Source organism: Arthrobacter sp. AL05 (assembly GCF_029960715.1).
In the GTDB taxonomy this organism is placed as follows: Bacteria; Actinomycetota; Actinomycetes; order Actinomycetales; family Micrococcaceae; genus Arthrobacter.
Window position 1 is genome coordinate 140,747 of sequence record NZ_JASBRC010000004.1, and the last position, 19,363, is coordinate 160,109.

General features: G+C 63.1%; 21 protein-coding genes and 2 pseudogenes. 9 read left to right on the top strand and 14 right to left on the bottom strand.

What is annotated here, in order from left to right; all coding sequences use genetic code 11:
* Window positions 1-92: 92 nt before the first annotated feature.
* The 3 genes from QK287_RS06975 to QK287_RS06985 all read right to left on the bottom strand — a co-directional run bounded on the left by QK287_RS06975 (window position 93) and on the right by QK287_RS06985 (window position 1,618).
* Window positions 93-761 (bottom strand): SDR family NAD(P)-dependent oxidoreductase, encoded by a 669-nt coding sequence (locus QK287_RS06975; RefSeq protein WP_282359658.1) that lies wholly within the window; start codon window positions 759-761, stop codon window positions 93-95.
* Window positions 762-1,269: 508 nt separating this feature from the next.
* Window positions 1,270-1,425 carry a hypothetical protein gene (locus QK287_RS06980; RefSeq protein ID WP_226776078.1) on the bottom strand — a complete coding sequence of 52 codons (156 nt, stop codon included), beginning with the start codon at window positions 1,423-1,425 and terminating at the stop codon, window positions 1,270-1,272.
* A 31-nt stretch (window positions 1,426-1,456) separates the two neighbouring features.
* Complete coding sequence (locus tag QK287_RS06985; protein ID WP_282359661.1) at window positions 1,457-1,618, bottom strand: hypothetical protein; 162 nt, start codon at window positions 1,616-1,618, stop codon at window positions 1,457-1,459.
* 449 nt (window positions 1,619-2,067) lie between these two features.
* Between QK287_RS06985 and QK287_RS06990 the strand changes: the two genes are divergently transcribed.
* Window positions 2,068-2,430, top strand: a complete 363-nt coding sequence (locus QK287_RS06990; RefSeq protein ID WP_282359662.1) for a DUF488 family protein — start codon at window positions 2,068-2,070, stop codon at window positions 2,428-2,430.
* A 396-nt stretch (window positions 2,431-2,826) separates the two neighbouring features.
* On the opposite strand, the gene QK287_RS06995 is transcribed toward QK287_RS06990, so the two are convergent.
* The gene (locus QK287_RS06995) at window positions 2,827-3,270 is read right to left on the bottom strand and encodes a hypothetical protein (protein WP_282359663.1); all 444 of its coding nucleotides are present in this window, start codon (window positions 3,268-3,270) and stop codon (window positions 2,827-2,829) included.
* 1,126 nt (window positions 3,271-4,396) lie between these two features.
* Here QK287_RS06995 and QK287_RS07000 point away from each other — a divergent pair.
* The 5 genes and pseudogenes from QK287_RS07000 to QK287_RS07015 form a co-directional block, all read left to right on the top strand.
* Complete coding sequence (locus QK287_RS07000) at window positions 4,397-4,810, top strand: hypothetical protein (protein ID WP_282359664.1); 414 nt, start codon at window positions 4,397-4,399, stop codon at window positions 4,808-4,810.
* A gap of 64 nt (window positions 4,811-4,874) precedes the next feature.
* Window positions 4,875-5,066, top strand: a complete 192-nt coding sequence (locus QK287_RS07005) for a hypothetical protein (RefSeq protein ID WP_282359665.1) — start codon at window positions 4,875-4,877, stop codon at window positions 5,064-5,066.
* Window positions 5,067-5,236: 170 nt separating this feature from the next.
* Window positions 5,237-5,659 carry a transposase family protein gene (locus QK287_RS18505; protein ID WP_348774701.1) on the top strand — a complete coding sequence of 141 codons (423 nt, stop codon included), beginning with the start codon at window positions 5,237-5,239 and terminating at the stop codon, window positions 5,657-5,659.
* A gap of 68 nt (window positions 5,660-5,727) precedes the next feature.
* A complete protein-coding gene (locus QK287_RS18510; protein WP_348774700.1) occupies window positions 5,728-6,558 on the top strand; it encodes an ISL3 family transposase in 831 nt (276 codons plus the stop codon).
* A gap of 15 nt (window positions 6,559-6,573) precedes the next feature.
* Window positions 6,574-6,858 (top strand): annotated as a pseudogene (locus QK287_RS07015) (transposase); the annotation flags it as partial.
* A 631-nt stretch (window positions 6,859-7,489) separates the two neighbouring features.
* On the opposite strand, the gene QK287_RS07020 reads toward QK287_RS07015, so the two are convergent.
* The 6 genes and pseudogenes from QK287_RS07020 to ychF all read right to left on the bottom strand — a co-directional run bounded on the left by QK287_RS07020 (window position 7,490) and on the right by ychF (window position 11,830).
* The gene (locus tag QK287_RS07020; protein ID WP_282359666.1) at window positions 7,490-7,879 is read right to left on the bottom strand and encodes a hypothetical protein; all 390 of its coding nucleotides are present in this window, start codon (window positions 7,877-7,879) and stop codon (window positions 7,490-7,492) included.
* A 189-nt stretch (window positions 7,880-8,068) separates the two neighbouring features.
* Window positions 8,069-8,524, bottom strand: a complete 456-nt coding sequence (locus QK287_RS07025; protein ID WP_282359667.1) for a hypothetical protein — start codon at window positions 8,522-8,524, stop codon at window positions 8,069-8,071.
* Window positions 8,525-8,760: 236 nt separating this feature from the next.
* Window positions 8,761-9,270 (bottom strand): annotated as a pseudogene (locus QK287_RS07030) (transposase); the annotation flags it as partial.
* A gap of 423 nt (window positions 9,271-9,693) precedes the next feature.
* Entirely contained in the window at window positions 9,694-10,143 is a 450-nt protein-coding gene (locus QK287_RS07035) for a hypothetical protein (protein WP_282359668.1), read from the bottom strand.
* A gap of 25 nt (window positions 10,144-10,168) precedes the next feature.
* Complete coding sequence (locus QK287_RS07040; protein WP_348774699.1) at window positions 10,169-10,435, bottom strand: DUF6507 family protein; 267 nt, start codon at window positions 10,433-10,435, stop codon at window positions 10,169-10,171.
* A gap of 309 nt (window positions 10,436-10,744) precedes the next feature.
* Entirely contained in the window at window positions 10,745-11,830 is a 1,086-nt protein-coding gene (gene ychF / locus QK287_RS07045; protein WP_282359670.1) for a redox-regulated ATPase YchF, read from the bottom strand.
* Between the two features lie 91 nt (window positions 11,831-11,921).
* On the opposite strand from ychF, the gene QK287_RS07050 reads away from it, so the two are divergent.
* A complete protein-coding gene (locus QK287_RS07050) occupies window positions 11,922-13,202 on the top strand; it encodes a DNA recombination protein RmuC (protein WP_282359671.1) in 1,281 nt (426 codons plus the stop codon).
* A gap of 21 nt (window positions 13,203-13,223) precedes the next feature.
* Here the strand turns inward: QK287_RS07050 and QK287_RS07055 are convergent, their stop codons facing one another.
* On the bottom strand, window positions 13,224-14,315 hold the full coding sequence (locus tag QK287_RS07055) for a 4-hydroxy-3-methylbut-2-enyl diphosphate reductase (protein WP_226776073.1): 1,092 nt from the start codon (window positions 14,313-14,315) through the stop codon (window positions 13,224-13,226).
* 9 nt (window positions 14,316-14,324) lie between these two features.
* A complete protein-coding gene (locus tag QK287_RS07060; protein WP_282359672.1) occupies window positions 14,325-15,203 on the bottom strand; it encodes a hypothetical protein in 879 nt (292 codons plus the stop codon).
* Between the two features lie 235 nt (window positions 15,204-15,438).
* Between QK287_RS07060 and xseA the strand changes: the two genes are divergently transcribed.
* Entirely contained in the window at window positions 15,439-16,725 is a 1,287-nt protein-coding gene (gene xseA, locus QK287_RS07065; RefSeq protein ID WP_282359673.1) for an exodeoxyribonuclease VII large subunit, read from the top strand.
* Between the two features lie 96 nt (window positions 16,726-16,821).
* On the top strand, window positions 16,822-17,058 hold the full coding sequence (locus tag QK287_RS07070; protein WP_226776070.1) for an exodeoxyribonuclease VII small subunit: 237 nt from the start codon (window positions 16,822-16,824) through the stop codon (window positions 17,056-17,058).
* A 15-nt stretch (window positions 17,059-17,073) separates the two neighbouring features.
* Here QK287_RS07070 and QK287_RS07075 read toward each other — a convergent pair whose 3' ends face one another.
* Both QK287_RS07075 and QK287_RS07080 read right to left on the bottom strand, forming a co-directional pair.
* Entirely contained in the window at window positions 17,074-17,928 is an 855-nt protein-coding gene (locus QK287_RS07075; protein WP_226776069.1) for a PPK2 family polyphosphate kinase, read from the bottom strand.
* Between the two features lie 75 nt (window positions 17,929-18,003).
* Complete coding sequence (locus QK287_RS07080) at window positions 18,004-19,224, bottom strand: pyridoxal phosphate-dependent aminotransferase (RefSeq protein ID WP_226776068.1); 1,221 nt, start codon at window positions 19,222-19,224, stop codon at window positions 18,004-18,006.
* Window positions 19,225-19,363 lie beyond the last annotated feature (139 nt).

The following is a 19,363-nucleotide window of genomic DNA, read 5'->3' on the forward strand; positions in this document are numbered from 1 at the left end:
ACTTCAGAATCCATCCGACTCTCTAGCGCTGTATTCGGAAGGCCAGGCTCGCCTACTTGAGCCGTGGCCTTCGCATTCAGCGCTCAGTTTCATCATCTCGGCCGCGTCTGGAAGGCGGTGCTGGGCAGATCCTTCTCGCCATCGACGATCGCGTTGATGATCCGCGCTGCAACGAGGTCTGGATCCAGCGGCGCTCCGAATCGCGGCGCTGACCCGGCGATCGGGTGCTCGGACAGCGCGGTGCCTGTGTGGCCTGGGCGGGCATCCACGAGTCGGATGCCCGCGCGACGATACTCGCGCGCCGCTGCGACAACAAAAGCCGCGAGCCCAGCTTTCGACGCCGAGTATGCTGCCAGACCGGCGACGGGTGTCTCAGCGACAACGCCGCTCAGTGTTACCACGAAGGGCTCCCGGCCGTCATGTGCCGAGGCCGCGAGGTAGGGCTGGCTCTGGGTAATGAGCTGGATCGCACTGGTCGTGTTCACAGCGAACAGTTCGTCCACCGTGGCGGGTTCAAGGTCTGATGCGGCGCCGAAGGCGACGACCCCGGACGCAACCACCAGCCCGTCGAGACGTCCGTGCTGCGCATTCGTGGCATCCAGCACCTCCCGAATCACAGAAGGTGAACGTAGATCGTGCCCAGCAGACTTTGACGACCGGGCAACAATGGCGCCGCTACTCTCCAGCTGATCGGCGATCCGCGAGCCGAGCCCGCCGGTGGCGCCGACTACCAGAACAACCGCACCCTGAAGATTCGTCATGGGGTAGATCCTAAATCACGTGCGGCAGGCAGCCCAGCCCGAGTCGGTTTGCTGAGGTTGGACGACTGCGGTATTCCCCAGACAGCGAGGCAAGCTTCACGCGCACCCCGGCGTGAAGCGCCCCAAGTTTCATGCCACAGCCTTGAGAGTTGGAGAGATGTATGTCATGCCCCGCGGCCGCGCACCCCTTGGTGCTGCAATTTATGGGCATCCGCGGCACCGACGCACACCCGCGTGTTACACAATAAGTACACCGAACCCACGGGTGCTCAAATCGCACAAACACAATCGGCCCCATGCCGAAGCAGCGTGGCAGTCTCAATAATTCATTGAGCTGTGCAAGGTAAATGATCCATCGGGGGCATCCGGCTCCGGCTCGGTCCGGATAGGCATGTCCTTGAGAACCCGATTGAACCAACTTCGTTATTGGAAGGGACACAGTGGTACCTCTTCTTTTCGACGGCGGCCGCTGAATGTGACCGCCCAGACGGCAGCCAGCTGCTCCGCCCTATCGTGCGATGGGGAGGATCGGGTATGAATAGCCGCCCCACCAGTAGGGGGCAAAGCCGAAGTAGCTGTACGAGTTCTGGTGGTACTTTTTGTCGTTGACCAGTTCTGGGTCGTACGGCGGTGCACCGGCCACCCGCTCCTTAGTTTGTGCCATTAACGCCGGCCGTGACTGGGCACGCGGGCTCTTAGCCGAACGCTCCGACTCCGTCGATCGACGGAGCGGGCTCCTTGAGGTCCTTGACGGGCTCGGTTTCGACCCGGCGCCGGACGGCGATGTCGTCCAGGTGCGGCGGTGCCCATTCCGCGATGCTGCACGGCGTCACCCGCTGGTGGTCTGCTCGGTCCACCTTGGACTCGTGCAACAGTTACGCGACGGCGACGGCGACACGCCGCCGGACGTGCGTCTGCTCCCCTTTGTTCAACCAAGTCTGTGCGTCATTACCCTGACCTGATTCGTCCACCGCCACCGAACCGATTGATGTTAGGCTCCGGGCTTGGATCGATAGCGGTGACGGTGCCGCCCTGTCCTTCGACCATTAGCGGACGACCACACCCGATGCAAGGCGCCGCGCAGCAAGGAAAGAGCGGTTGGCACCCGAGGGTCTCGGCGACCAGGTCACTCTCGCAAGCCTGCTGAGCGGTCCGGTGCATCCTCATGGTGATGTGGCTCCTGCAGGGATCGGGAGAGCATAATGTCACCGAGGACAAAGACCCACAGGGTTTTTGGCCGCTTCCGGCGTCGCTTTCCCAAGAAAGGTATCGGTGCCGTGCCGCAAGTCAGCGAGGAGGCTGGGGAATGTCGACTACAACTGATGTTCAGGTGCGCCGGGTCTATGATCCGATCAGGGACGACGACGGCGTCCGGGTTCTGGTAGACCACATCTGGCCCCGCGGGATGACCAAGGCCAAGGCGGCACTGGACGAGTGGTGCAAAGACGTCTCCCCGTCAACGGAGCTGCGCAAATGGTACGGCCACGACCCTGCCAAGTTCGACGAGTTTGCCAAGCGCTACAAGGCCGAGCTTAAAGAACCCGCCCGGGCGCAGGCGCTTAACCATCTGAGCGAACTCGCCAAGGACCAACGGCTGACGTTGCTGACGGCAACCAAAGCCGCCGACATCAGTGAAGCCCATGTCTTGGCCGACCTGATCGGACGGTAGCCAAGGTGCATCCGGCGCACCTCAGGAGAAGGAATTCCGGAAGGAACCGATCCATGACTTGGAACCGGACAACCACTGACGCGTCCGGAGCTGGAGACTGACCCGGATTTCGTTGACTCGAGACCTTAGACCGACGAGGGGACGTCCGGTTAATTGGTTCTGGGACTTGACCTTGGGCCGTCATTCTTTGTACGGCAAACATGCTGACAACATCGGTGGCAACGGGTCTCAGAAAGCGCATGGCCGCCAAGAACATGTGTTCTTGGCGGCCATCGCAAAAGGTCTCGTGAGGTCAGGAACTACACATTGAACCTGAACTCCACCACGTTCAGCAGTCGAACAACGTCACGGGCGGCCTTTCGTGCGTCTCAGAACGGGATGTCGAGGATGACGGCTTCACTGGACGGGGCGCCTAAATGGGTCGGGCCACCACCAACGATGCCGCGACCGGCGCTCAGCCCTGCGGCGGGCCGCGTCGAGATAGTCCTTGAGCGCCGGATCAAAGACCGACTGAGGCAGATTCAGCGTCGCACGGCTCAACTGGCATCCTGCCAGCAGATCGCTGATCTCCCCCGGGATCATCCGCATCCCCTGACTACCTTTCACGGACCGCCTGAGCCGTTCGCCCTGCTCCGTGAGCCGCATCCCCCAGGACGAGTCGACCTCAGCAAGGCCGGAACCGACCAGGATTGCTATTGCCGTCTCTACCCGTTCCCTTGAAGGGACGTCGGCCTGCAGCATGTCCCACCCCGGCAGCAGCGTACTGAGCGTCGAGGAGCGCTTCGCATCACGTAGCAGGGTCATGAGCGTCGCAGCGTCAGACATTTCCATGCGATTCATGCCGTTCAGGCTAGCGCACTCCGAGCAACCCCTCCTCGGGAGCGATCTCCATCTCGGAAGAACGCTACGTTCCCCAACGCAGATTGGCTCCTATTTCTCAGTCGATGTGACCGAGCGACTCGCTTGAAACCACAATGGCGGTCCCGTACTCAACCCACTCCTCCCGGCGGCCCTCCCGAAAAAGTCGGGAGGCTGTTCGCTGACACTCCTGCAAGTCGTTCCACGGACCACGGGGGCTACCTCCCATAGCATCCGCGAGGCGTTTCGCCTCAACAACACGGGATTCTCCTGGCTGGGTATGCACTTGGTACATGTAATCAGGCTCTTCAGAATTGAGAGTGTAGTCAGCGCTGCCGCGTGAGAGGTGCGGGGCGGGGGTGAGGGCCTTGGGAGAGAATCGGATTGTCTAGATCGTAATTTTTAAGGGCCTGCTTCTACGCGTCGAAACCGGCGAAACCCTCAGCGGCTGCCCGGAGTGCGGCGTCATCGCGATCGGCCACGGCCGCCGTCAATATGAACCGGGTCTGGAAAGATGCAGCTATTGGTGCTGTCGGTGGTGGGCTTGGTGGCACCGCGGGGGGATTTCTGGCGCGGGGGGCGAACGCTGCCCGCGTGGCGACGTCGGCGGGTTCAACCTCACGCGTGGTGACCACGAGCAACGCTGTATTGCGTAGCTCCGTGGTCCGGTCCTCCCTGGCCGCAGGCACGGGCGGTTCAGGCAGCAATGTGGTGTCTTACGCTTTGGACGATAATGAAGTCCAGACGATCAATGGTTATTTCGCCACGGCCGGCACCGGTTTCGTGACCGCAGCTGGCGGCTCTGCTGTGTTCAGTAAGCTTGGATAATCATTCGGAACAGTGTTGCCAACCGCCTTCCGGGGTCGATGGGTCCAGTCTCAAGCGGTCAGCACGCTGGCGCACCCGATAACTGGGGATCAATTTTGACGGAGGACCTAACGAATCGGTTAGGTGGGTCTGTCGTTGGTGCGGTCAATACGGGACTGCAGCCAGGTGATGCTAGGCGCGAGGATTTGTTAAACGGCGCGGTCCAGGGGTTTGCCAACGGTTCCGCTGGGCCCGGGAGTGGACGTCGTGCGAGTGGCTGGTGATCGGAATGGGAGATGGAATGGTTAAGACGGACGACGGTTCGGGGCGTATACCCAAGCGGCCGACGTTGAAGTGGTATTGGAACGTGCTGGGAGTCTTAGTTCTCGGGTTCGGTGCTTTTGTTTTGCTGCTTTCCGTATGGGATTCGATCGGTGTCGAGACTATCCGTTGCGAAATACTCACCGCGAAACCGGAAACGAGTTCTGGCGGATCTAGGGGTTCGGCATCGACGGCGGGGGTTTTCGTTGAGACGGCGAACTGCGGAAGTATCTATGTGTCTCCGAGGGTGACTTTTGACAATCAAGACGAGGTTGCTGCGTCTTTCAAGCCTGGCAGTGAATACGATTTTGATATTGGCTGGTTCTCGCGAGTACTGACTAAGGGAATCCGGAATGAAACCCCATCTGTGCAGGATTATCGGATGGTGAAATGAGAGCCGTTGTTTAGCGACTGACGGTCGAGAAGCGAGTGCCCATGATGTCATGTCGGGCATTTGAATGACGCGGGGGAGCGTACCCGGCGGGGCCGGTCTGAGTGTGTTGTCCGGGCTGGCGGGTGTGTTGCTGACCGGGATCACCCTGACCGGCAACGGCGGCCTTGACGTCGCGGGTCTGGAAAGCTCGGGGCGCGGGCGATTGACCCAGTACGACAGCTCCTTCCGGGGAGCGTTCGCTGCGGCCGGTCACTGAATGGACCAGCAGGCATATCTGGTCCTTCGCAGATGAGCGTGGTTAGAGGGTTCTGAGACTGGCGCCGTGGCGTAGGCCGTTCCGGGTGCGGCGTGGTGCGGCGGGAAAGAGGTCAGGGCCTCTTTGAATTGGTAGCGACCAAGCAACCAATACCCAGAAGAGACCCTGACATGAATAACTCTATGTCTTGCTCCGACGGCCGGTGGCGCACGCGCGCGGATGCGCTGCTCGGTGTCGAGGGCATCCACGTCAACTCCGTCACGACATCCGGGACCGGCCTGGTGCTGCGCGTTGAAACCGGGGAGGACGTCACTGGCTGCCCGGACTGCGGTGTTGTTGCGGTCGGCCATGGCCGCCGGCAGGTCCGGCTCCATGACATTCCCTGTTTCGGCCGTCCGGTGCGGCTGCTGTGGGCCAAGCGTCTCTGGCGGTGCCCGGACCCGGACTGCCCGAAGACCACGTTCACCGAAGAGCACCCACTGGCCGGTCCCCGGGCGAAACTCACCAACCGTTCCGTGAACTGGGCGACCGATGCGCTCCAGCATTTCGCCACGTCGGTCTCGGCCCTGGCCCACCAGCTCGGCGTCTCCTAGCACACGGTCTGGCACGGGATCAGGGCAGAGGCCGCACGGCGGATCGCTGACAGGGGCGACTGAAGGGTGTGGATGCGCTGGGCGTCGATGAACATGTCTGGGCTCATACCGGTCCGCCCGGCACGGGGATGGTCACCGGGATCGTGGACCACACCCGCGATGCTGACGGCGTTGTTCACGCCCGGCTGCTGGACCTCGTTCCGGGACGTTCCGGAAAGGCCTACGCCGACTGGCTCAAAGACCGCGGTACCGGGTTCACCGCCGGGATCAAGACAGCCGCGCTGGATCCGTTCCGCGGCTACGCGAACGCGATTCGCGACGAACTGCCCGAAGCCATCACGGTTCTGGATGCGTTCCATGTCGTGAAGCTGGGTTCGGCCATGGTGGATGAGGTCCGCCGCCGGGTCCAGCAGGACACCCTGGGACACCGCGGCCGCAAGGGCGATCCGCTCTACGGGATCCGCCGGACCCTGCAGATCGGCGCCGAACACCTCACCGAGAAACAGGCTTCACGGCTCGACGCGAAACTCTCCGCCGGGGACCCGGACCACGAAGTCACCCTCGCCTGGCAGTGCTACCAGAAGCTCCGCAATATCTACCACGCCCGCCCGGAACACGGCAGGGCACTCGTGGCTGAGGTGATCGCGTCGTTCCTGACCTGCCCCCTCCCGGAAGTGGCCCGGCTCGGCCGGACCCTGCGGGCCTGGAAAGCCGCGGTCCTGGCCTACTTCGACACCAACGGCGCCTCCAACGGCCCCACCGAAGCGATCAACGGCGTCATCGAAACCACCCGCAGAATCGCCCGCGGCTTCCGCAACTTCACCAACTACCGGCTCAGATGCCTGCTCGCCGCCGGCGGACATCGCCCCTACCGGGCGAAACAAACAAACCATGCCTAAATGCGAAGGGCCACCAAAGGCCGGGAGATGATGCAAGCTGTCATTGACTCCCTAAGCGCTGGCGTCCCCGCCGCGTTGACCGAGCTCAGGACTCTCGGGCGAACCCTCAAACGCAGCGCCCGAGACGTGCTGGCCTACTCTGACCGACCCGGCACATCGAACGGCCCCACCGAAGCCATCAATGGCCGGCTCGAACACCTCCGCGGCTCCGCCCTCGGCTTCCGCAACCTCACCAACTATGTCGCCAGGTCACTGCTGGAATCCGGAGGATTCAGACCGAAACTACACTCTCAATTCTGAAGAGCCTTATTTCCGTGCTTGAGATCATTCTCAGTAAGTGAACCACAAGATTTATTCGCCACTTCTCGGGAACTCGTATCTTCGCTCAATGCGGCAACCACCCCTGTTCTTTTCCAACGGCGTTTGCCAGTTCAGTCAACGTCCCTGCGTAGCTTGGAGGGAGATCAGGTTCCAGGACAGTCACCTCCCACACCCGAGTAGAGCGACCCGCTTCAAACGCCGGGCTCGGCGACGACGAAGCCAACTAGTACGCCTTGCCACCACGCGGTCTAGCCACACCAAGCTGTGGGGCTTGGGAGTCTCGCACCAACAGGATTCGGGGGCTCGCGAGCAAAGTAACTGCTCGACGTTCTTCTGTCGCGGCTTTTATACGCTATTCAAATCGGAAACGACCGTCCCCCACGGGTACCAAACCCACCCCGACTGGCTATTATTGAAGAGCTTCTGGGCGCGGCTGATGCAATCGTAGGCATCTTGACGTGCGTCATCCTTCCCAGGGACAAGTTCCCTGAGTAATTCCTTCGTACCCAGTCTTTTTTCCTGCATCCCGGGTTTTATAAATTCGTATGTCCACCGGTTCGTCAGTCCAAAAATGCCAACTTTTTCATACTCGACAGCCCTTAAAAAGATCTTAGGATAAGACATTTTGTTCCTTCAAGTCCCAGGCGGGCTGGTGGTCTCTTGTGTATCGCTGATATCCTGAAACGCGACGGAATTTCATGTTGTAATACGGACTAGATTCTAGGGGGTCGAGAAAGTCGGGCCGAAGACTTTCGTCCGGGGATCCGATGTCTACCAAATTTTTGCCCTGCATCATTTGATAATCGATCCACTTTTTATTCGCCCAAATATGTATACCGTCTCGCACTTCGGGGGAAAAGTGGGCATCCGTAAAGTCGTAGCCTGATGCACCTTTATAATATCCCATTCCATGCGCATCAGTGTAAGGCGCCACACGGTATTTCATGACTCTGCCCATGGCCATCGTTCCAGCGTCGGGACGGGCGGTGACTGCCCTCATCACCTTCTGCCCAATCTTATGTCCGGCGGCGCCACCAACACCGCCAAGGCCCGCTCCGCACACTGCTCCCTGCGTAGTCGCGCCGAATGCACCTGTGACAGTGTGGGGGCCGGGGCCCGTGCAGTAACCATAGGTACCTTCGACACTGCCACTGATGCCCCCTGAACCTGCCGCGGCCGCAACCACGCTCTACATCCCTGTAGGGCCGGCTCGAGATGCCAATGCTGCGGTGCCGACCCCCCCGAACCCGCCCAAGACAGCGCTGAACCCGACCTGCAAAGGGTCTACCTCACCAGTTGTGGCCTTTTGAATGATCATGTCGGCACCGGCACCGACGAGCATCATTCCCACGGGCCCGCCCACGCCGGTGGCGATCATGACGCCACCGGCAATGACCATGGCACCCCCGGCCAGATACTCCCAGTTCTCGCCGAGCCAGTTCCCGGCGGCGGCGAACGCTCCCCGGGAGGAGCCGTCGTAGGCCTTCAGCTCCTCACCAGTGAGCGGACGCAGCCCGGTGGGGTCGGTGGACAGGAAACCCCGGGTTGCCGGGTCGTACGCCCGCGCCCCGAGCCATTCCAGACCCGCGACGTCCAGTCCGCCGTTGCCGGTCAGGGTGATCCCTGCCGGCAGCGTACCTGCCAACCCGGATACAGCACCCAAACCAGCGGCATCAGCACCGGCAGTGCCACCCGGACCCGGGGCAGGGGCTGTCGGCGCGCCGATAACAGCCCACGGGTCGGTCTGGTCGGTGGGCCGGGCGGCGCGCCAGCCCGGCGCGGTCCAGGCGTCGCCGATCCCGGTGACACCACCAGGCAACGACAGAACCTGCCCGCCACCGATACCGGTGACGGTGGGGATCGGGCGTGCGGTCGGCAACGCTGCCGCACCAGCTCGGCCGAGCACTCGGTCTGTTCCGCGGCGAGATCGGCGTGGATGCGCCGGTAGCCGTAGGTGCCCTCGGACTCCTCGAAGAAGTGCTGGATCCGCTCGGTCAGGCCCTGCCGGCGGGCCGAGGTGGCCGATTGAGGACGGGCGGCCCAGACCGAATTCAGGTTGGCGGGCTCACTTTTCTGGGAGTCGATGTATTCGTACTTGCTCACTACCGCTGCTCCCGCGCGAAGTAAGCGGTGGCTTTTCAGGAAAGCAGTCTCCGCCCGTAGCTCCTGATTTCCCCTCTCGAGCTCCTTCAGCCGGGCCCGTTCCGGCACTGTCAGATCCGCCTCCGTGCCGCCGTTGGCCTCACGGTACTTGACCAGCCAGTTCCGGAGCGTCTCGGGGCCGACACCGTACGCGGTGGCCACGTCCTTGATCGGCTTGGACGTGTTGATCACCTCCCGGCACAACTCGTCCCTGAACTCCTGGGTAAATCGCTTCCGTGATGCGGTCATGCTGATCTCTACTTTCGGTAGACCCCCATTTTAAGAGGGCCCACTGTCCGAGATCTCCGCGGCAGCCCAGACACTGTGTGTTACAGGAGGCGATTTAGCTCCAGCAGGCGCCCGCTGGGCGAACACACCGGCCGCAACGGTATCGGGGCCAGAAACGCTCACTATCGACCCGGTTCGGACCGCAGCCCGGCTCCGTCGCACAGCAAGGGTCCTGGACATCAACTCTTAGGTGGAACAACTACGATGCCTGGGGCGCATTGGGATAGGTCCCGCAACCGAGGGAGCATTGTCTCACACTCCTGCGCAACGGCTACCGGTTCTTCACGAGTCCGCCAACGCCGTGGCAAAGGTGTCTGGCAAGTATCCGAAATGATTTATTCAGATAACTTGTGCAGCTGATAAAGTCGCCGAACGGCGGTCTAGCTACACATTGAATATAAATTCCACCACGATGAGCTGGTCCTTGACCATAGTTTTCTTCTCGACCGATGTCGGGAACGCGTCAATGTCTGCATCCAGTTGCTGCACTCCGCGGCCATAGGCCTCCAGCCGCTGCCGCAGGTCCCGGCAGGTTGACGAGAAAGCCCTCAGAGACTGGGATGTCTGCTGGGCGTCCTCCGCGACTCGTGCCGCCAGCGGTGAAACCCTGGAGAAGGCCGCCAGAACGGTGGGGGACTCCTCGGAGGCATAGGAGGCGCCTAATCCCGTCCAGGTCTGCGCCGCGGTGTCCATGCCATTGCGGAATGCCGCAGCGTGGATGGTGAGATCGGCGGCTGCGGAGTCGAGCGAATCGGAGTCGGGCAGACGGAACCCCCCGGAGGGATCCAGTCCGGAGGCTCCGACAGCTGTGCAAACCTCTGGCGCTAAGACCACGTCGCTAACCCTTCAACTTCGGCGATTACTGGGGCAGGGGCCGGTGACGAGTGCCCGGCATTTCAGTATCGGAGCCGGCCATAGCCGCGCTTCGCTGGGCCCCGGCGGCCATATCGAGGTCGCCCTGAGCGTAGAAACTAACTGCCTGCACCGTCGACGAGACGATCGTCCCGGTCCGGGCCAGCGCTTCCCTGGTGTTCGGGCCGAGAGTGTTGGTAACAACGTCGTTCAGGGCCGCTACAACGACTCCCCCGGGGATTGATGACGCGGCGAGGGCAACTGCCTGCTCCATACCGGAAACCGCCGGTTCCACCGCCTCAGCCCTGGCCCCATAAGGAAACGACCGAGATGGCCCCCTCCCCGGTCGGCATCAAGGGGTTAGCTGTGAAATGACTCGTGAGCGCTGGTAAGGGAAAGACCCGCATCGCCTCGCGTTGGAGTCGCAGGTCATTGGGTATCCGAGGAAAAAGCCCGAAATTTCCTATGCACCCGGACTCCGTCCGAAGGTCCTTGACGCTACGACTATCAATTCTGTTACAAGAAATGCCGCCCTCGTTCGTTTTCACGGAGGGCGGCATTTCAACTGATTCAGGCGAAGAATCTACACATTAAATCTAAATTCAACCACGTCGCCGTCGGCCATCACGTATTCCTTGCCTTCTATCCGGACCTTGCCCCGGGACTTCGCCTCGGCCATGGAACCGGCTTCGATGAGATCGTTGAAGGAGACGACCTCGGCCTTAATGAATCCGCGCTGGAAATCAGAATGGATCACGCCGGCGGCCTGCGGGGCCGTATCACCCTGGTGGATGGTCCACGCCCGGGTTTCCTTGGGGCCGGCCGTCAGGTAAGTCTGGAGTCCAAGGGTGTGGAAGCCGACGCGCGCCAGCTGGTCGAGTCCGGATTCTTCCTGGCCGTTCAGTTCCAGCATCTCGCGGGCTTCCTCCTCGTCCAGTTCCACGAGGTCGGACTCGAGCTTGGCGTCGAGGAAGATGGCGTCTGCCGGGGCAACCATGGCCCGCAGTTCTTCCTGCTTCTCGGGGCTGCCGAGGATACCTTCGTCCGCGTTGAAAACGTAGATAAATGGCTTGGCCGTGAGGAGGCTGAGCTCCCTGAGGTGTTCCATCTCCAGCTTGTCGCTCTTGACCGAGGAGAAGATGGTGTCGCCGCGTTCCAGGACGGCCTGGGCCGCCTGGATGGCTGCAAGTTCAGCCGCTTCCCGCTTCTTGATCTTGACTTCTTTTTCGATCCGGGGAATTGCATTTTCAATGGTCTGCAAGTCAGCCAGGATCAGTTCGGTGTTGATGGTCTCCATGTCGGAGCGGGGATCCACCTTGCCGTCGACGTGGATGACGTCGGGATCAGCGAACACACGGACAACCTGCGCGATGGCCTCGGCCTCGCGGATGTTGGCAAGGAACTTGTTTCCCAGGCCTTCGCCCTCCGAGGCGCCCTTGACGATACCGGCGATGTCCACAAACGACACCGGAGCCGGCAGCAGACGCTGGGACCCAAAGACGGCGGCCAGCTTGGCGAGCCGCGGGTCCGGCAGGTTGACCACACCAACGTTGGGCTCGATCGTGGCGAACGGGTAGTTCGCTGCGAGCACCTGGTTGCGGGTCAGTGCGTTGAAAAGAGTTGATTTGCCGACGTTGGGCAGTCCGACGATGCCAATAGTAAGAGCCACGAGGACCAATTCTACCCGCTTGCGGCCCGGGACCGGGACCGCTGCCGGGAGTCGGACGCAAACTGTCACAGGGGCATGCCAGAGTGAAGGCATGGACGCTTTTGCACTGATCCTTTCACTTCTGATGCTTCTCATTGGCGCCGTCGCCGGCGCCGTCGTGGCCTACCTGCTGGTGCGGCGACGAACCGCCGCGGTGGAGCACGACTTCGACGCCGTCTCGGGCCGGCTTGCCGAGGTCAGCGCCCAGTTCGCCGCGGCGGACGCCGAGCGGCGACTGCTGGCAGCCCAGAACCGGGAACTCGGCGAATCCCGGAACCAGGACGGCAGCGTACTGCGGGCCCTGGCCCCGGTGGCGGAGAAGCTCACGGCCGTTCAGCGGCAGGTTTCGCTCCTGGAACGCGACCGCCTGGAACAGTACGGGCAGCTCGCGCAGCAGTTGCAGGAAGCCCGCCTTTCCGACGAACAGCTGCTGCGCTCAACGCATGCCCTTGAGTCCGCGCTGCGGTCCAACAGCGCCCGCGGACAGTGGGGTGAGGTCCAGTTGCGCCGCGTGGTCGAGGCCGCGGGGATGCTGCGCCATGTGGATTTCCACGAGCAGGTCCACAGCGGGCAGGCCCACGGCGCAACCGAGGCCAGTGTCCGGCCAGACCTGGTGGTGCAGCTTCCCGGTCAGAAGCAACTCGTCGTCGACGCGAAGGTACCGCTCACGTCCTATCTGGCGGCACAGGAGCTTGGTGCGTCCGCCGCGGGCCCGCCCCACCCACAGTCGCTGGGCGGGCAGCAGGCTCATCTCCTGGCCCATGCCAAGGCCTTGAAGGCCCATGTGGACGCGCTGAGCGGGAAAAAGTACTGGGACATTCCGGGCAACTCCCCGGAACTTGTGGTCTGTTTCCTGCCGGCCGAATCGATTCTCGCGGCCGCGCTGTCCGCGGACCCGGCCCTGCTGGACTATGCCCTGTCCAAGAATGTGGTGCTGGCATCGCCCTCAACCTTGTTGGCAGTGCTGAAATCCGTAGCCTTCACCTGGCGTCAAGACGTCCTGACGGACAGCGCCCGGGAGCTGTTCGAACTTGCCCGCCAGCTGTACGAACGGATGGGAACGCTCGGTGAGAACGTCACCAAGCTCGGCTCCTCGCTGAAAACCTCCGTGGAACGCTACAACTCCCTGGTGGGAACCCTGGAGGCGCGGGTGCTGCCGACGGCCCGGAAGCTCAATGCCCTGGACGCCGCAGGTCTGGTCACACCTGCTGCCGTGGAGGTGACGCCGCGTTCCGTGGCCGCCCCCGAACTCCAGCCCGGGAACGGTTCCGGGACCTCGGCCGGGAACCCCGGCAGCGACTCGGGCGAGGAGGTCCGGGAATCGGCAGCCTAGCCGGCCCGGGGCCGGGAGTTCCTAAGAGGTCTGGGTGGTGCGTGCCCCGCGGCCGCCGAGGGCACGGGTGACGTCCCCGGCCTGCTTCAACGTGGCGCGAAGTTCTTTCGGCAGCGAGAAAAGCAGGTCTTCCTCGGCCGTGACGACTTCCTCGACGGTGCCGTAGCCGTAGTCAGCCAGCAGTCGCAGGACGTCCTTGACCAGGACTTCCGGAACCGAGGCGCCCGAGGTCACACCAACGGTCGCCACCCCTTCGAACCAGGATTCGTCGACCTCGTTGGCGAAATCCACCCGGTAGGAAGCCTTCGCGCCGTACTCCAGCGCCACTTCCACGAGCCGGACAGAGTTCGACGAGTTTGCCGATCCGACGACGATGACCAAGTCGGCCTGGGGTGAGATCTTCTTGATGGCGACCTGTCGGTTAGTTGTCGCGTAGCAGATGTCGTCGCTGGGCGGATCCTGCAGGGTGGGGAACCGTTCCTTGAGGAGCCGGACGGTTTCCATCGTTTCGTCAACGCTGAGCGTGGTCTGGGAAAGCCAGATGACCTTTTCCGGGTCCCGGACCGTAACCTTGCCGACCTCGTGCGGGCCGTTGATGATTTGGATGTGCTCGGGAGCCTCGCCTGCCGTTCCCTCGACTTCCTCATGGCCGTCATGGCCGATTAGGAGGATGTCGAAGTCGTCCTTCGCGAAGCGCACGGCTTCTTTGTGCACCTTGGTGACGAGCGGGCAGGTCGCGTCGATGGTCCGCAGACCCCGGTCCTCGGCAGACTGGACCACAGCCGGCGAGACGCCGTGGGCAGAGAAGATCACCAGGGCACCCTCGGGGACCTCGTCGGTCTCGTCAACGAAGATTGCCCCTTTTTCCTCCAAGGAGCTCACCACGTGCACGTTGTGGACGATCTGCTTGCGGACGTAAACCGGAGGGCCGTAGTGCTCCAGCGCTTTTTCCACCGCGATGACTGCCCGGTCGACGCCGGCGCAGTAGCCGCGCGGCGCGGCGAGCAGAACCCTTTTGGGGCCCGCTACGGCGGCTGCCGCCAGCACTTCCTCCGGCGAACGCCGACGGCGCGGGACGGTTGGCATCGGAATGGACACGGCTGTGGAGGTCATGCCCCAATGCTACCGGTGTTGAGGGACCTGCTGCTGTGCCAGCGGTTGCGGCACCCGGCGGTGGGGGCGGGCGCGCAGGATCAGGCCGGCCGCGAGCAAGACGCCGCCAGCCGCCGCTGCCGCCAGGATCCACTGGCCGAAACTTGAGCTGGCAGCGGAGACGAACTCGCTCTTGAAGATCTCCGCGACCGCGTTGCCGCTGGACGTTCCCTTCACCGCACTCCCGGCTGCGCCGGCAGCAAGCTGCCAGGCTCCGGCCAGCACGAGGGCACCGAGCCCGATCCCGGCGAGGACTGTGGGGCGCCGCCGGGCGGCCACGAAGGCCAGCGCGAAGGAGATGAGGGCGCCGGCGGCGAGCGGGTAGCCAATCGGAGCGACAGCGGAGACCCGGTCCAGGATCTGCCGGTGCTTCGGTTGCCCAAGGGTAATCGGCAGCTGGTCAGGGGCCGTCAGCTGCAAGGAGGTGGCTTCCGCCACCTGGTTCGCCACCAGACCGACGAGTGGGGCGAGGTCCAGCGTCAATGAGGTTCCGGTGCCCGTGCCGGCGGGACGAGCCTTGGGGTCGGCGAAATTCAGCCGGTGGCTCTTGCGCAGGGTTTCGGTCCAGGCCTCGGGATAGCCGGGCATGGCCGTGAGGGACTTGGCGGCACGTTGCAAGACTGGCGTAACGAGTCCACTGATCGCCGGGGGAATTTGATCCGCGCCGAGGCTGCCGACCGCGGCGCCGGCCAGCCGCTGCTGGAACGCCGGGTCCTTGCCCAGCGGGGCGGCGAACGCCACAAAACCGTCCTCCTGCACGATATTCCGATCCACCCACATGGCTGGAATAGCGACAGCCGTAAGGACAAGACCGATGATTACCGCTACGGCCGAAACAAAAGTGCGCACAAGGATTCCTAGGAAATTGACGGGTAGTGCCATCTTACGGGGGGCGTCCTGCCGAACAATAAAGTCGCGCCCCCATGGTAGGCCTATGGATAGAGTTGAACCCGACACATTCGAGTTGTCCGCCGCTGGCCCTTCCTGATGCGCAATCGCCGAGAAGGACCCGTGCGGGCCGCCCCGCCCCGGCAAAGGACACCTATCCATATGCACCAGGCCATCCCCGTACCGGGGTACCGGCATGTCTGAGGACGCCGCAGCAGCCACGACCGTTCCGGCCACGGCGGCAGAAACCAGCCCCGACAATCCTTGGCCCTTGCAGCTGTTGTCCCAAAAGCTCAAGACGCACATTGACCGCGCCCCGTCCGCCTGGGTCGAAGGCCAAGTGATCGAACTGAACCGGCGGGGCACCAACGCCTACCTCACGCTGCGAGACATCGACGCCGAAATCTCCCTGCCTGCGTCGGTCTGGACTAATGTGCTGGACCGGCAGGAAAGCCCGCTGGAACGAGGCTCCCGGGTCGTAGCCCTGCTCAAGGCGGAATTGTGGCTCAAGACCGGCAGGTTGAACATGTCGGTAAAGGACATCCGGCCGGTTGGCCTTGGTGACCTGCTCGCACGGATCGAGCGGCTCCGGCATGCCCTGGCGGCGGAAGGGCTCTTCTCCGATGCCCGCAAGAAGCGCCTGCCGCTGCTTCCGCACCGGATCGGCCTGATCACCGGGCGCAACTCGGACGCCAAGAAGGATGTGCTGCGCAACGCAGCACTGCGCTGGCCCGCTGTGGAATTCGAAGTCCGAGAGGTGGCTGTCCAGGGCAACACTGCGGTCGCACAGGTCATCGCCGCACTCCGCGAACTGGATGCGGACCCGGCGGTGGACGTCATCGTGATCGCCCGCGGCGGCGGTGCGTTGGAGGATCTGCTGCCGTTCAGCAACGAGGAACTTATCCGTGCGGTGTCCGTCGCGTCCACACCGATAGTGAGCGCGATCGGCCACGAGGCGGACCGGCCGATTCTTGACGATGTCGCGGATCTGCGCGCCTCCACCCCGACCGACGCTGCCAAGCGGATCGTCCCGGACGTCGTCGAGGAGCTCGCCCGGGTCCGTCAGGCCCGGGAGCAGCTTCGGCGCGGTGTCACCCGACTGGTGGAACGCGAAACGGACCGGTTGGCGGCGTTGAGATCCCGTCCTGTGCTGGCGTCCCCCGACGTTATGGTCAGGAGCCGGTACGACGACGTCGAACGGCTCACCGGCCGTTCCCGGGCCGCGGTCACCACCGCCGTCGTGCGGGCGTCCGACCAGCTGGTGCACCTGAAGGCCCAGGTCCGGGCCCTCTCGCCGCAGAAAACCCTGGACCGGGGATATGCGGTAGTGCAGCTCGCCGTCGGCGGTTCGACCCCGGGCACCGGGCACGGCGTTGTGCGGCACCCCGAGCAGGCTCCGCCCGGCACTCCCCTCACCGTTCGCGTGGCCGGTGGCCGGTTCACCGCAGAGTCGACCGGTGGCCAGGAACCCGCCGAAGACTAAGTCCGGTGCCGGCAAAGCGGGTCACCGCAGAATCAAAACCCCGCCCGGCCAGCCCCGATCAATTCCTTCCCCCGACGCAACAAGGAGCAGCACACCATGGCAGCAGAAACCACGCCCGGCAACGACATTGATGCCCTGAGCTATGAGGAAGCCCGCGAGGAACTCGTCGGGGTCGTCAGCAGACTCGAGGCAGGCGGCGTAAGCCTTGAGGAGTCGCTGTCTTTGTGGGAACGCGGCGAGGCTCTGGCCAAACGCTGCGAACAATGGCTCGAGGGTGCCCGCAAGCGCCTGTCCGCGGCCCGGGACCTAGCCGCCCGGGACAGCCCGGAGTAGTCCCGGCACGGCCGCTCAGGAGCGCTCCACAAGGTCCCGCTCCAGTGCGACGTCAAGCTCGGGAACCGGCCACTCCAGCTTCAGCCCGTCCATCGCGTCCAGCAGCAGCTGCTGGACGGCGATCCGGGCGTACCATTTCTTGTTGGCCGGCACGACATGCCAGGGTGAAGCGCTGGAATTCGTGTGGTCGAAAGCCGCCTGGTAGGCAGCCATGTAGTCGTCCCAGAACGCGCGTTCTTTAAGGTCGTTGCTGCTGTACTTCCAAAGTTTGGCCGGATCGTCCAGCCGGGCGAGCAACCGCTCCTTCTGCTCATCGGGGCTGATGTGGAGCATCACCTTAACGATCTTCGTCCCGGCGGCGGTCTGCCGGGCTTCGAATTCGTTGATGGCCTGGTAGCGGCGTTCGAGTTCCTTCGGATCCGCCCAACGGTGGACGCGGTGGATCAGGACGTCCTCGTAGTGGGACCGGTCAAAGACTCCCACCATGCCGGCCGCGGGCACTTCCTTCTCGATCCGCCACAGGAAGTCATACGACTTCTCCTCGTCAGTGGGGGCCTTAAACGACCTCAACTGGACCCCCTGCGGGTTCATGGTGCCCATCACGTGGTTCACGATTCCACCCTTGCCAGCGGTGTCCATGGCCTGCAGGATCAACAGGAGGCGCTTGGTGCCGCCGAACCGGGACTCGGCAAAGAGCTGCTCCTGGAACACCGTCAGGTTATCGTCCAGGTCGGAGAGCAGCAGCTCGCCATCACTTTTGTCCCCCGGGTATCCCGGGGTGGCGTCCGGATCCACGTCCTTCAGCCTGAAACCCTTACCCACCTTCAAAGTCTCAGAAGGGTGCTGCTTGAATCTCACGATGTCTGACATCCCTTGCCTCTTTCCGGTTCAGGCAGCCTCCGTTCGGAACGCCGGACAACCGCCCGCGCCGCTGCTCAGTTCAGGCTAGTTCCCCTTGTACCGGCTCAGGAAGTCCGCCATACGGTTGATGGCCTCCTCCAGATCCTTCACAAGCGGCAGGGTGACCATCCGGAAGTGGTCGGGGCGGACCCAGTTGAAGGCGCGGCCGTGGGAGACAAGGATCTTTTGTTCACGCAGCAGGTCCAGGACAAACTTCTCATCGTCGCGGATGCGGTAAACCTCAGGATCGAGCTTGGGGAAGAGGTACATCGCCCCCCGTGCCTGCTGCGTGCTGACCCCGGGAATGGCGTTGAGCATGTCATAGGCCTTGTTACGCTGCTCGAGCAGCCGGCCGCCCGGCAGGATCAGATCGTTGATGCTCTGGTATCCGCCCAGCGCCGTCTGGATCGCGTGCTGCGCCGGGACGTTCGCGCACAGACGCATGTTCGCCAGCAGGTTGATGCCCTCGAGATAATCCGCGGCTTCCTTTTTTGGTCCGGAAATAGCCATCCACCCCGCCCGGTAGCCGCACACCCGGTAGGCCTTGGACAGTCCGCTGAAAGTCAGGCACAGGACGTCGTCACCGGTAAGGCTGGCCATGTTCACGTGCACGGCGTCCTCATAGAGGATCTTTTCGTAGATCTCGTCGGCGAACAGCACCAGTCCGTGCTTTTCGGCCAGGACCACAATCTTCTTGAGCGTTTCCTCTGGATAGACGGCGCCGGTGGGGTTGTTGGGGTTGATCACCACGATGCCCTTGGTGCGCGGGGTGATTTTCGCTTCGAGGTCCTCCAGGTCGGGCTGCCAGCCGGACTCCTCATCGCACAGGTAGTGCACCGGCCGGCCGCCGGCCAGGGCCACGGAGGCCGTCCAGAGCGGGTAGTCCGGCGTGGGGATGAGGACCTCGTCGCCGTCGTCCAGCAGCGCCATCAAGGACATGGTGATAAGTTCGCTGACGCCGTTGCCAAGGTAGATGTCATCGACGTGGATGTTCTGGATCCCGCGGGTCTGGTAGTACTGGGAGACAGCTGTCCGGGCCGAGAAGATGCCACGGGAGTCGCTGTAGCCCTGGGCGTGCGGCAGGTGTCGGATCATGTCCACCAGGATCGCGTCCGGCGCTTCAAACCCAAACGGGGCCGGATTTCCGATGTTCAGTTTGAGGATCCGATGACCCTCCGCCTCCATTTGCTGGGCGGCCTGAAGGATTGGTCCACGGATGTCGTAAAGGACATTATGAAGCTTGGTGGACTGCTTGAATTCTGCCATTCATCAAATATGCCATATGGCGGATGTAGTTCCGGCGAGATCTGACTCACAACACCGGGCCGCCGTCACAGGCGGAAAAACCGCGACGGCGGCCGCCGGCCCGCCCCGCATCCGCAGGGAAGTCCGGCCACCGCCGTCG

What these genes read in the sequence shown, in the direction of transcription:
- QK287_RS06990 (WP_282359662.1), top strand. Translation starts at nt 2,068, where the DNA reads ATGTCGACTACAACTGATGTTCAGGTGCGCCGGGTCTATGATCCGATC.
- QK287_RS07040 (WP_348774699.1), bottom strand. Translation starts at nt 10,435, where the DNA reads ATGGAGCAGGCAGTTGCCCTCGCCGCGTCATCAATCCCCGGGGGAGTC.
- QK287_RS06995 (WP_282359663.1), bottom strand. Translation starts at nt 3,270, where the DNA reads ATGAATCGCATGGAAATGTCTGACGCTGCGACGCTCATGACCCTGCTA.
- QK287_RS06980 (WP_226776078.1), bottom strand. Translation starts at nt 1,425, where the DNA reads ATGGCACAAACTAAGGAGCGGGTGGCCGGTGCACCGCCGTACGACCCA.
- xseA (WP_282359673.1), top strand. Translation starts at nt 15,439, where the DNA reads ATGTCTGAGGACGCCGCAGCAGCCACGACCGTTCCGGCCACGGCGGCA.
- QK287_RS07055 (WP_226776073.1), bottom strand. Translation starts at nt 14,315, where the DNA reads ATGACCTCCACAGCCGTGTCCATTCCGATGCCAACCGTCCCGCGCCGT.
- QK287_RS06975 (WP_282359658.1), bottom strand. Translation starts at nt 761, where the DNA reads ATGACGAATCTTCAGGGTGCGGTTGTTCTGGTAGTCGGCGCCACCGGC.
- QK287_RS07000 (WP_282359664.1), top strand. Translation starts at nt 4,397, where the DNA reads ATGGTTAAGACGGACGACGGTTCGGGGCGTATACCCAAGCGGCCGACG.
- QK287_RS07050 (WP_282359671.1), top strand. Translation starts at nt 11,922, where the DNA reads ATGGACGCTTTTGCACTGATCCTTTCACTTCTGATGCTTCTCATTGGC.
- QK287_RS07020 (WP_282359666.1), bottom strand. Translation starts at nt 7,879, where the DNA reads ATGAGGGCAGTCACCGCCCGTCCCGACGCTGGAACGATGGCCATGGGC.
- QK287_RS07080 (WP_226776068.1), bottom strand. Translation starts at nt 19,224, where the DNA reads ATGGCAGAATTCAAGCAGTCCACCAAGCTTCATAATGTCCTTTACGAC.
- QK287_RS18505 (WP_348774701.1), top strand. Translation starts at nt 5,237, where the DNA reads ATGAATAACTCTATGTCTTGCTCCGACGGCCGGTGGCGCACGCGCGCG.
- QK287_RS07075 (WP_226776069.1), bottom strand. Translation starts at nt 17,928, where the DNA reads ATGTCAGACATCGTGAGATTCAAGCAGCACCCTTCTGAGACTTTGAAG.
- QK287_RS07070 (WP_226776070.1), top strand. Translation starts at nt 16,822, where the DNA reads ATGGCAGCAGAAACCACGCCCGGCAACGACATTGATGCCCTGAGCTAT.
- QK287_RS07005 (WP_282359665.1), top strand. Translation starts at nt 4,875, where the DNA reads ATGACGCGGGGGAGCGTACCCGGCGGGGCCGGTCTGAGTGTGTTGTCC.